The sequence below is a fragment of the Pseudomonas sp. TH43 genome (assembly GCF_016650635.1).
Lineage (GTDB): Bacteria > Pseudomonadota > Gammaproteobacteria > Pseudomonadales > Pseudomonadaceae > Aquipseudomonas.
In genome coordinates this window covers 752366-763777 of record NZ_JAEKFI010000004.1, presented here as the reverse complement: position 1 = coordinate 763777, position 11412 = coordinate 752366, and the positions used below count along the sequence as shown (strand labels likewise).

At 60.9% G+C, this 11412-nt stretch carries 11 protein-coding genes; 4 read left to right on the top strand and 7 right to left on the bottom strand.

Features of this window, described 5'->3' with window-relative positions; translation table 11 throughout:
• Positions 1-68: 68 nt before the first annotated feature.
• Together JFT81_RS19785 and JFT81_RS19780 are read right to left on the bottom strand one after the other, a co-directional pair.
• The gene (locus tag JFT81_RS19785; RefSeq protein WP_201228608.1) at positions 69-1316 is read right to left on the bottom strand and encodes a TIGR03862 family flavoprotein; all 1248 of its coding nucleotides are present in this window, start codon (positions 1314-1316) and stop codon (positions 69-71) included.
• Positions 1317-1599: 283 nt separating this feature from the next.
• Positions 1600-2520: a histone deacetylase gene (locus JFT81_RS19780; protein WP_201228607.1), complete on the bottom strand. Its 921-nt coding sequence runs from the start codon at positions 2518-2520 to the stop codon at positions 1600-1602.
• A gap of 83 nt (positions 2521-2603) precedes the next feature.
• Here JFT81_RS19780 and JFT81_RS19775 point away from each other — a divergent pair, with 83 nt between their 5' ends.
• The 3 genes from JFT81_RS19775 (at position 2604) to JFT81_RS19765 (ending at position 4738) form a co-directional block, all read left to right on the top strand.
• Complete coding sequence (locus JFT81_RS19775) at positions 2604-3173, top strand: GNAT family N-acetyltransferase (RefSeq protein ID WP_201228606.1); 570 nt, start codon at positions 2604-2606, stop codon at positions 3171-3173.
• 105 nt (positions 3174-3278) lie between these two features.
• On the top strand, positions 3279-4148 hold the full coding sequence (tesB, locus tag JFT81_RS19770; RefSeq protein ID WP_201228605.1) for an acyl-CoA thioesterase II: 870 nt from the start codon (positions 3279-3281) through the stop codon (positions 4146-4148).
• Positions 4145-4738, top strand: a complete 594-nt coding sequence (locus JFT81_RS19765; protein WP_201228604.1) for an HAD family hydrolase — start codon at positions 4145-4147, stop codon at positions 4736-4738. The genes tesB and JFT81_RS19765 overlap by 4 nt, the downstream gene beginning before the upstream one ends.
• Positions 4739-4834: 96 nt before the next feature.
• On the opposite strand, the gene JFT81_RS19760 is transcribed toward JFT81_RS19765, so the two are convergent.
• The 5 genes from JFT81_RS19760 to JFT81_RS19740 form a co-directional block, all read right to left on the bottom strand.
• Complete coding sequence (locus JFT81_RS19760; protein ID WP_201228603.1) at positions 4835-5788, bottom strand: alpha/beta hydrolase family protein; 954 nt, start codon at positions 5786-5788, stop codon at positions 4835-4837.
• A complete protein-coding gene (locus tag JFT81_RS19755; protein WP_201228602.1) occupies positions 5789-6676 on the bottom strand; it encodes a neutral zinc metallopeptidase in 888 nt (295 codons plus the stop codon).
• Positions 6677-6810: 134 nt separating this feature from the next.
• The gene (locus JFT81_RS19750) at positions 6811-7659 is read right to left on the bottom strand and encodes a neutral zinc metallopeptidase (RefSeq protein ID WP_201228601.1); all 849 of its coding nucleotides are present in this window, start codon (positions 7657-7659) and stop codon (positions 6811-6813) included.
• A 148-nt stretch (positions 7660-7807) separates the two neighbouring features.
• Positions 7808-8641, bottom strand: a complete 834-nt coding sequence (locus JFT81_RS19745) for an aldo/keto reductase (RefSeq protein ID WP_201228600.1) — start codon at positions 8639-8641, stop codon at positions 7808-7810.
• On the bottom strand, positions 8625-10364 hold the full coding sequence (locus tag JFT81_RS19740) for an FAD-dependent oxidoreductase (RefSeq protein ID WP_201228599.1): 1740 nt from the start codon (positions 10362-10364) through the stop codon (positions 8625-8627). Before JFT81_RS19740 ends, JFT81_RS19745 begins: the two co-directional genes overlap by 17 nt.
• Before the next feature lie 177 nt (positions 10365-10541).
• Between JFT81_RS19740 and JFT81_RS19735 the strand changes: the two genes are divergently transcribed.
• On the top strand, positions 10542-11318 hold the full coding sequence (locus JFT81_RS19735; RefSeq protein ID WP_201228598.1) for an IclR family transcriptional regulator: 777 nt from the start codon (positions 10542-10544) through the stop codon (positions 11316-11318).
• Positions 11319-11412 lie beyond the last annotated feature (94 nt).

Below are 11412 nucleotides of genomic sequence, written 5' to 3'. Positions count from 1 at the left end.
AGCGGCTTCGAGTAAATAGCTGCAAGCTGCAAGTCAGAAGCGTTGTGCTTTTGCTTGCAGCTTGTGGCTCAAAACCTGGCGCTGCTTTCAAGCCACTGCAAGACACCCAACCCCGCCGCCCGGCCGCTGGCAAAACACCCCGTCAGCAGATAGCCGCCCGTCGGCGCTTCCCAATCCAGCATTTCCCCCGCACAGAACACCCCCGGCAACGCCTTGAGCATCAAGCGCTCATCCATCGCCTCGAATTTCACACCACCGGCACTGCTGATCGCTTCGTCCAATGGACGGGTTTTCACCAACGTCAGCGGTAGCGCCTTGATCGCCCGCGCCAACAGTGCCGGATCGGCGAAGGTCGCCGCATCGGTCAGCTCCCGCAGTAGCGCTGCTTTCACCCCATCAATCCCGACCTGACTGTGCAAATGCTTGGCCATCGAACGCGAACCGCGCGGCTTACTCAGTGCTGCCTGCAATTTATCCACAGGTCGGCCGGGCAGCAGATCGATATGAATCGTTGCTGCACCGTGCACATTGATCGCCTCCCGAATCGGCGCCGACAGCGCATAAATCAGACTGCCCTCAATCCCGGTTGCGGTGATCACGCATTCGCCCAGACGCGGGATGTCGTCGTTCAAGCCAATGGCGATGTTTTTCAGCGGCGCCCCGGCGAATTTGCTGACCATCAGTTCGCTCCAGGCCTGCACTTCGAAGCCGCAATTACTCGGCTGCAACGGCGCAAGTCCTACACCACGTTGCTCCAGCGCGAGCATCCACGCACCGTCGGAACCCAGTCGCGACCAACTGCCGCCGCCGAGGGCGAGCAGGGTGGCGTCCGGTTTGAGGGTTATTTCGCCGTCGGGGCATGCGAAGCGCAGTGCGCCGGTTTCATCCCAACCGAGCCAGCGATGGCGGGTGTGGATAACGACGCCGCTGTCGCGCAGACGCTTGAGCCAGGCGCGCAGTAGCGGTGCGGCTTTCATGTCGGTGGGGAACACGCGGCCGGAGCTGCCGATGAAGGTTTCGATGCCCAGATCATGAATCCATTTGCACAGCGCATCGGCATCAAAGTCGCGCAGCAGCGGGGCAATGTTCGGCGCGCGCTCGGCGTAGCGTGAGAGGAATGCCGGGTAGGCTTCGGAGTGGGTGATGTTCATGCCGCCGACCCCGGCCAACAGAAACTTGCGGCCTACCGAGGGCATGCCGTCGTACAGATCAACGCGAATTCCAGCCTGGCTCAGCACTTCAGCGGCCATCAGGCCGGCGGGGCCACCGCCGATGATGGCGACGTGAGCGGGGGAGGAGGCGGAGTTCTGGGTCATGGCGAGCGCTGCGGTATGGCGGGATAAGCCGCGCATTCTAACAGCGCAGATCCTTTGTAGGAGCCGAGCTTGCTCGCGAAAGCGCTGGGTCAGTCAGTGAGATGTTGAGTGCACCGACGCCTTCGCGAGCAGGCTCGCTCGCACAAGGGGATTTTCGTTTCATTCAGTACCTGGTTAAAAAACAGTCAGTACGCTGTGAGCCTCGGCCGCTATGGGCGGTAGACGCTTTCACTCAGGTTATCCACAGGCAGTTCCACAGCGATTGTGGGTAACGCAGCACAGCTCAATGACAACCGTGTGACTGCCATACACGGTGCGCGCTGTGATGGAGGATGCCGTGGCGACGGGCGAGGGCGTGCCGATCTTTGCTGTAGCCACCGCCGATCACGCCCATCACCGGGATGTCGCGGCCCAGGCAATGGCGCATGACCCGTTCATCGCGCGCGGCGACGCCTTCGTCGGTCAGCTGTAGATAACCGAGGGCGTCGTCCTTGTGCACGTCGACACCGGCGTCATACAGCACCAGATCCGGTTGATACAGCGGCAGCAAATAGTTGAGCGTGTCGTCCACGACCTTTAGATAGTCGGCATCGCCCATGCCTTTGGGCAGCGGAATGTCCCAGTCGCTTTCGGCTTTGCGTGCAGGAAAATTCTTCTCGCAGTGCAGGGAAACGGTAATCGCCTCCGGCGTGTCATGAAGAATTCGCGCCGTGCCGTCGCCCTGATGCACATCGCAATCGAAAATCAGCACCCGGTTGACCCGACCGCTTTGCAGCAGGTAATGGCTGATGATCGCCAGGTCATTGAAGATGCAGAACCCCGCCGGGTAGTCGTAGTGCGCGTGATGGGTGCCCCCGGCCAGGTGACAGGCCAAACCGTGCTCCAGCGCTTTCTCGGCCGCCAGTATCGAACCGCCGACCGCGCGCACCGTGCGCCGCGCCAGCGCCTCGTTCCAGGGCAGGCCAAGACGCCGCTGGTCTTCGCGGGACAACTCGCCGCTCATGTAGCGTTCGATATACGCACGGTCATGGGCGAGGGCGAGGATGTCGTTGGGGCAGATTTCCGGACGCAGCAGATCGGCATCGCGGGTCAAACCGCTGTCGACCAGGTGATCGCGCAGCAGACGAAACTTGTCCATGGGAAAGCGGTGATCCGCCGGAAACTCGGGGCTGTAGTCTTCGTGGTAGATCAGCGGCAGTGGCATGGTGATTTCATGTAGGAAGCGTAGGAAAGAGTGAACGATCCTACCAGCGATGTAGACTTGCGGCATGGAAACGGAGGGGCACGATGGAGCCGATACTGGAACTGCAAAGCGCGCGCTTGCTGATGCGTCAGTGGCAGGACGAGGATTTGCCGGCATTTGCGGCGATGTGCGCCGATCCTCAAGTGATGCGCTACTTTCCGGCAGCGTTGAGCCGACTGGAAAGCGCTTCGGTGATCGGCCGCGTGCGCGGGCATTTTGCCGAGCACGGTTTCGGCTTGTGGGCGCTGGAACGCAAGGACAGCGGTGAATTCATCGGTTTCACCGGGCTCGGCGTGGTGGGTTTCGACGCGCCGTTCACCCCGGCAGTGGAAATCGGCTGGCGTCTGGCCAGGGAACATTGGGGTTTGGGTTATGCCAGTGAAGCGGCGTGGACAGCTTTGCGCGCAGGCTTTGATCGATTGGCCTTGAAAGAAATCGTGTCATTCACCGCGCAAAGCAATCTGCCTTCGGAGAAAGTCATGCAGGCGATCGGCATGCACCACGCTCCGGCCGATGATTTCGATCACCCTAAACTGGCCGTCGATCATCCGTTACGCAGGCATGTGCTGTACCGCATCACCCGGGAACAATGGCTGCAAACCTTGCATGGCTAAGCCGACATGGACGTTTACAATGGCGCGATAGTGGCTCGCGCCAGAACCTGAATCGGCCGCCGCAGCCAAGACTGCGCGGCATTGCGTTGTGTGAGGAGAGTCTGAATGAGCCAAGTGTTGGAAGATCTGGTCGACCTGCTGACCCTGGAACCGATCGAAGAAAACCTCTTCCGTGGCCGCAGCCAGGATCTGGGTTTTCGTCAGTTGTTCGGTGGTCAGGTACTCGGCCAGTCGTTGTCGGCGGCCAGTCAGACGGTTGAAGAAGCGCGCCATGTGCACTCGATGCACGGCTATTTTCTGCGTCCGGGCGACGCCAAGTTGCCGGTGGTGTATTCGGTTGATCGCGTGCGCGACGGCGGCAGTTTCAGCACCCGCCGCGTCACGGCGATCCAGAAGGGCAATCCGATCTTCACCTGCAGCGCTTCGTTCCAGTACGACGAAGAAGGCTTCGAGCACCAGAGCCAGATGCCCGTTGTGGTCGGCCCGGAAAACCTGCCCTCGGAGCTGGAACTGACCCAGCAACGCGCGCACCTGATCCCGGAACACATGCGCGAAAAACTGCTGTGCCCGAAACCGATCGAAGTGCGCCCGGTCACCGAAAAAGACCCGTACAACCCGCAACCGGCCGATCCGGTGAAGTACGTATGGTTCCGCGCCGATGGCGCTTTGGCCGACATTCCGGCACTGCACAAATACCTGCTGGCCTACGCCTCGGACTTCGGTCTGCTGACCACATCGATGTTGCCTCATGGCAAATCGGTCTGGCAGAAAGACATGCAGGTCGCCAGCCTCGATCACGCGCTGTGGTTTCACAACGACCTGCGCGCCGATGACTGGTTGCTGTACGCGATGGACAGTCCGTGGGCCGGAAATTCCCGAGGTTTCTCCCGTGGCAGCGTGTACAACCGCGCCGGGCAACTGGTGGCGTCGGTCACGCAGGAAGGCTTGATTCGTCATCGCAAGGATTGGGCATGAGCCTGGCCGACGTCCGCCATTGGGTCTTCGACATGGACGGCACACTGACCGTCGCCGTGCATGATTTTGCGGCGATTCGCGTGGCGCTTGCCATTCCGCCCGATGACGACATTCTCACTCACCTCGGCGCGTTGCCCGCAGATGAAGCTGCCGCCAAGCACGCATGGTTGCTGGAGCATGAACGCGATCTGGCGCTGGGTTCGACCCCGGCTACCGGGGCTGTGGAGCTGGTGCGTGATCTGCACTCACGCGGTTATCGCCTCGGCATTCTGACCCGCAATGCCCGAGAGCTGGCGCATGTGACGCTGGAGGCGATTGGTCTGGCGGACTGCTTTGCGGTGGAGGATGTCTTGGGGCGCGATGAAGCACCGCCGAAACCGCATCCCGGCGGTTTGCTGAAATTGGCAGACGCGTGGGCGGTGCCGGCCAGCGAGTTGGTGATGGTCGGTGATTACCGCTTTGATCTGGATTGCGGACGTGCGGCGGGGGCACGGACGGTGTTGGTGAATTTGCCGGATAACCCGTGGCCGGAGCTGACGGATTGGCATGCGCAGGATTGTGTCGAGTTGCGGCGAATGCTTTTGGCCTGAGATTGTTGCTGGATGCTTGGGCCTCTTCGCGGGCGAGCCTTGCTCCTACAAATCAGCGCTGATCTGTTGGAGCAAGGCTTGCCCGCGAAGACGTCCTTACTGCTCGAACAGAGCCTTCTGCCCCTCCGGCGAGGTCAACATTCCATCGCCGTTATGCCCAACCCCGGGTACCTCGACCAGTCGTTGATTGACTCCTTCCGGATGGCGGCGCAGCAGGTAGCCGAAAAACAGCTTGCCGCGCTCCAGGCGATAAGCGCCTTGCGCCTCGGCCGAACAGCTCTTGTCCAGCGCCGGATGCTGGGGGTCGATATCCTGCTGCCCGAGTAGATAAATCACTTCGCGTTTGGTGTAACTGCTTTCCAGCTGCAACGGTGTTTGCCCGCCGGCATACACCGGCATGTCTGCCAGACCGTACTTCCAGCGATTGAAACCCACGCACTTGGCATGATCGAACGCCACCGGTCGTTGTTCATTGAAGTACGCATAAGAAGACGGATTGGCTACCACATAACGCAAGCGGATGCCGTTGGCTTTAAGCGCCGGCTGATCCTTGGCGAGCAGGGCGTAACGCTGCACCACCTGGCCGCCGCCAGAGTGGCCGAAGATCACGATTTGCTTCACGTCGGGAAATTGTTTGCGATCACTGATGCGCGCAACGATTTCATCCAGCGCCGCATAGGAACTCAATGGATTCGGCCCTGTGGATAAACCGCCGCCCATCCATTCGTTGCCTTTCCAGCGCAGCAATGTTGCGGGCAAGGAATACAGGGCAACATCGCTTTCGTTGAGAAACTGCGGCGCGATCACCAGCGTGTGCGCGGTTTGTCCCGCCAGTTCGGCAGCGCTTTCGGCGCTTTTGCGATAGGTCTCGGCGTTACGCAACCGACCATGAATGACGATCAGCACGCGCTCGATCTTCTCGGGCGCGGGGCCGATGCCCACCGCCATTTCGCCAGCCTTGAATTGCAAGCGACCGGAGCTGATCGCGTCGACGCCGGCCGCTTGCGCGGTGCTGCCAATGATCAGTAACGCCAAAAGCCATTTATGCATTTACAGGTTTTTCGCCGCGAAGGTATCGCACTGGCCAACCTGGCCCTGCGCGAATCCGGTTTTGAACCAGCGCACCCTTTGCGCCGACGTACCGTGGGTAAACGAGTCTGGCACCACACGGCCCTGACCCTGTTGTTGCAAGCGATCATCGCCGATGGCATTGGCGGCGTTCAAGGCTTCTTCGATGTCGCCCGGTTCCAGCCAGTTCAGACGCTTCTGCGCGTGATAGGCCCAGACGCCAGCCAGGCAGTCGGCCTGCAATTCCTGACGCACCAGTAGACCACCGTCGCCTTCCATCTGCCGGCCCTGCTGGCGGGCTGTCTGAATTTTCGCCGAGACGCCAAGAAGCGTCTGCACATGGTGACCGACTTCGTGCGCGATCACGTAGGCCTGCGCGAAATCGCCCGCCGCTTTGAAGCGTTGGGCCATTTCCTGGAAGAACGCCATGTCCAGATAGACCTTCTGATCTGCCGGGCAGTAGAACGGGCCGGTGGCGGAAGTCGCCAGGCCGCAGGCCGAATTCACCCGATTGCTGAACAGCACCAGCGTCGGATCTTTATATTGCCGGCCCGCCTGCTGGAAAATAGCGCCCCAGGTGTCTTCGGTATCGCCGAGGATCGAACGGACGAATTCCGCCTGTTCATCATTGGCTGGCGGTGCCTGACGGGTTTGCGAGGTCGGTGCCGTTTGCTGGCCCACTTGCCCGGTCAGTTGGCCGAGGATCTGCAATGGATCCTGTCCGGTGATCCAGCCAATCCCGACGATCAGCAGGATGGCCCCCAGGCTCAGGCCTTTGCCGCCGCCGAAGCGCATGCCGCCGCCACCGCCGGCATCACCACCACGCGCATCGACGACGTTGTCACTGCGTCGGCCTTTTTTCCATAGCATGCGGGAATCCTCTATTTGTACGGTAAAGAGTTACGTGGTGATGAGTGTTGCTGGTGCGCGGTCACGGCGCCAGTCCGGTCGTCAGACCATGCTGATCGCTGACGGTTCGACCAGACACAGCCGTATCGGTGAGCTTACAGTTGCGCGGCGTTGAAGGTAGCGCAGGCATCGATCCGGCCGCTATCGAATCCTGCGCTGAACCAGGCGCTGCGTTGCTGCGAGGTACCGTGGCTGAAGGTCTCCGGGCGTACTGTCTGGTTTTGCGCGCGTTGCAGGTAGTCGTCACCGAATGTGGCGGCTGCGTTCAGAGCCCCGTCGATATCCCCCGGCTCCAGCCACGCCAGACGCTGCTGGGCATGATGTGCCCAGACCCCGGCCAGACAATCAGCCTGTAGCTCAGCGCGTACCTCGAGGCCGGCGTCGCCGGTCACTGGCAGGCGAGCCGACAGCGCAGTTTCAAACGCCGCGGAAAGTCCCAGTTCGAGCTGTACGTGATGGCCGACCTCATGCGCGATGACAAAGGACTGGGCGAAGTCGCCGACCACCGAATAACGCTGAGCCATTTGTTCGAAGAACGCCGGATCCATATAGAGCTGTTGATTTTCCGGGCAATAGAACGGGCCGCTTGAAGCCGCAGAAAAGCCGCAACCAGAAGCCACGCCATCGCTGAACAGCGTCAGCGTTGGTGCCGGGTAATGCCGATCACTCTCGGCAAACAGTTGTTTCCAGGTGTCTTCGGTATCGCCCAATATCGATTCGATGAACCTCAGCTGAGGATCGTCATTGGGCGCTATCTGTTGGCTGACTTGATCTTCGACGGAATCCTGCGACGGTAGCGCATTGAATGTCGAATGGAGTGCCGCGCCGCTCAGTACGACAGCGGCCAGTCCTGCACCGAGATTTTTCCCTGTCAGTGTGCGGGCGTCCTTGCCCTTTCGCGTGTCGTTGATGTTTTCACTGCGTCTTGCCTTGTTCCATAGCATGGTTGCGGTCTCTCATAGGTTGATGAGGCGTTTGTCGCCTCGCCTATGAATAACTGCATGGATCAAGTTCTGCAGGGCGGATGTGTAAGAGCGCGTAAGACCGATCTTGTAACGGACGTTTCGAACCGGGCAAACGCTGCTTTCCTACTCAATCATCAAACGCGTCCCACACTGGCGCGAAGTCCGGGCTGACTTGACGTTCGCGCTTCGACAGGCTGGCGATCAGTGCACGGTCGTCATCGTCCAGATTGACCTCCAGCGCCGCCAGATTGGCCAGTTGATTGGTTTTACTGCTGGCCTTGGGAATGGCCGCAACATTGGCTTGGTCGAGCAGCCATTTCAGTGCGACCTGGGTCGGCAGCACGCCATGTTTCGCCGCAATCTGCTGGATCTCGCTAATGTGTGAAACCTTGTTGCGGGCCAGCGGTGTATAGGCCGTCAGCGCCATGTCGTGTTGTCGGGCGTAGTCGAGCAGGGCGTTTTGTCCGAGAAGCACGTGGTACTCGACCTGAATCGCTGACAGAGCAATGCCGTATTCCTCGACGACTTTGCGCAGCAGCGGCAGAGGAAAGTTCGCCACGCCGATGTTGCGCGCCAGTCCCTGCTGCTTGAGCGAGGCCAAGGTGTCGAGGGTGCGCGGCAGATCCCAGTCGGTGCTCGGCCAGTGGATCATGAAGAGGTCGACGTAGTCGCTGCGCAGAGCCTTGAGGCTGCGATCCATGGAGTGGCGCATGGCGTCTGGTTGCAACTGATCCCACCAGACTTTTGTGGTGACGTGAATCTGCTCGCGGGGTGTCGGCGTATTCGCCAGCGCTTGTCCGACAGCGTCTTCGTTGTTGTAGCCCGCTGCCGTATCGATGTGTCGGTAACCCAATTCCAGCGCCTGCTCTACGGCATGGGTGCATTCGTCGCCGAGCATCGGCCAGGTGCCGAGACCGAGTTTCGGCATGTTCAAACCGTGGGCGTTAACGATGTGCTGCATGGTCGTTCTCCTGTTCGAAAGCAGTGATGCTGGCGATGTGGCGCGCGGCGATGTAGCCGAACGTCAGCGCCGGGCCGATGTTGATTCCCCCCGCCGGGTAATGACCCCCCATGATGCTGGCCATGTCGCCGCCCGCCGCGTAAAGCCCGCTGATGGGCTGATCGCTGCCGTCGAGCACCTGGGCGTGTGGGTTGACTTTGAGACCGGCGAAAGTGCCAAAGCACCCCGGTTGTACTTTCACGGCGTAGAACGGGCCGGCTTCTATTGGGGCAACGCAAGGGTTGGGCAGGTTCGTCGAATCGCCTTGCTTGCGGTTGTATGGGGTCGAGCCGCGACCGAATAACGGGTCTTCGCCGTGGCGCGCGTGGCGGTTGTAGTCGTCGAGTGTTGCGCGCAAACCGCTCGGGTCGATGCCACAGGCCAGGGCTAATTCTTCGACGGTATTACCGGTTTTCAGATAGCCGCTGCGGATAAATTCTGACAGCGGAAGCGGAAACGGCCGCGAGATGCCGAGGCCATAGCGGCGCTGGAAGGCGTGTGTGCAGATCAGCCAGGAGGCAACATCTTCGCCGTGTGGCGCGGCGTCGACCATGGCGCTGACATAGTCGAAGTAACCGTTGGCTTCATTGACGAAGCGCTGACCGTTGCGCAGTACGCCGATGATCCCCGGTTTGCCGCGCTCGATGATGTGTGGGAAATGACCGGTGCTGCCGTCGGAATGTGGCACCAGCGACACCGGTGCCCACGCGACGGGCGAAGCGACATTGTTGTTGACCCTGGCACCGACGCTTTCACCCAGGCGCAAGCCGTCGCCGTTGACCGCCAGTGGCGGCAGCGCCCAGTGTTCGTGGCCCGTAGGCGTGCGCGGGAACAACGCTTTGCGCCGCTCGATGTCATTGGCGAAGCCACCTGCCGCGAGCACCACGGCTTTACGCGCATGAATGCGCATCGGGCCTTTGTCGGTGTTGACCACTGCGCCCGAGACGCGGGAGCCGTCGCGCAATAATTCAGTGACCGGCGCCGACTCCCAGAGCAGGACACCGAGGTCGTCGGCCGATTTTGCCAGTCGCGCAATCAGCGCCACGCCGTTGACCAGTTGCAGTGCTCGGCCATGCAGCGCAAGGTCAAACAGGTGCCGAGTGAAACGTCGGGTTACGTGCCATGCGGCCTTGAGCGAGCGGGTCAGATTGAGGAAGGCCGACAGATCCGCCCCGGCCATGATGGGCATGCCCATGAAGGACGTTTCGCGCAGGGTAGTGCGAAGGCGTTTGAGCAAGCGTCCGACTTTGCGCCCCTCGTAGGGCGCGGCAATCACTGAGCGTCCGCCAGTGCCCGCGCCTGGCGTCTCGCCATGAATGTCGGCGATGGCGTTGCCGTCGGCAAATTGCAGCGCGGTGTGTTGTTCGAAAAACGCGACCATGCGCGGGCCTGCTGCTAGGAAGGCGTCGATCATGCCCGGGTCGAAGTGCTCGCCCAATTCATGGCGCAGATAAGTCCGCGGTTGCTCGACGTCTTCGATGATGCCGGCGCGACGGGCCAGTGGGTTGCACGGCACCCATGCCCAGCCGCCCGACCACGCCGTGGCGCCGCCAAATACCGGATCTTTTTCGACCACGATGACTTTCAGGCCATGCCACGCTGCTGTGACGGCGGCTGAAAGCCCGGCGGCGCCAGAACCGACGACCAAAACGTCGCAGTCGATATCAGGGAGTTGGGCAGGCATCAGACAACGCTCCAGCGGGTGTTTATTTTTGGAATTTGATTCCAGAAAATAACCAGTGCAGCAGGCGGACGACAAGCCTTGAAACCACAAAGCGGGCGGTGATCGAACGGGCAGTTCCAGATTTCGCTTTGCCGCCGATGTCTTCTAGAATCGGCGAAATTTCATTTGGATTTCCCTATGGCCGGCAGTCAAATCGAACGGGTTTTCAGTGTCCTCGAAAGCCTCACCAGTGATCCGCGCGGGTTGCCGATGCAGACGTTGTCCGAGCAGTTGGACATCCCCAAAAGTGCCACTCACCGTTTGCTCGCCGAGCTGATCCGTCTGGGTTACGTGCGACAGAATTCGGAGACCTTGCGCTACCACCTGTCGACCAAACTGGTTGCCATGGGTTTTCAATACCTGTCGAGCAGCGGCGCCGATATCGTCCAGCCGGTGCTGGATCGCTTGGCTGAGGAAACCGGCGAGCTGGTGCGGCTGGGCGTGATCGAGGGCGAGCGCCAGACCTGGATTGCCAAGGCGCAAGGCGCCCGAACCGGCTTGCGCTACGACCCGGACATGGGCCGTGATGCGCCGCTGTTCTACACCGCGTCCGGGCACGCGTGGCTGGCGTGCATGAGTGATGCCGAAGCGTTGTCGCTGGTCGAGCGCCAGGCGGCAGAAGTGCCGGCGGGTGTCGGCCCGAACGCGCCACGCTCCAATATCGAGTTGCTGGAACGACTGCGCCTGGCCCGTGAACAGGGTTATGCCTGGGTCGAGGAAAGCTCTGCGGTCGGCACGTCGGCGATTGCGGCGGTGGTGAAGCATCCAACCGATGGACGAGTGATCGGTGTGCTCAGTATCGCGGGCCCCAGTGCGCGGATGCCGGGGGCGCGCCTGCATGAACTGGCGCCGTTGTTGCTGAAATTCACCGAAGAATTATCGGCGGCCAGCCTGGCGTCCGAATTGTTCATCTGATTGCCCAATCCCCTGTAGGAGCTGCCGCAGGCTGCGATCTTTTGCTGTTGTTTTTAAAGTCACGATCAAAAGATCGCAGCCTGCGGCCGCGCCT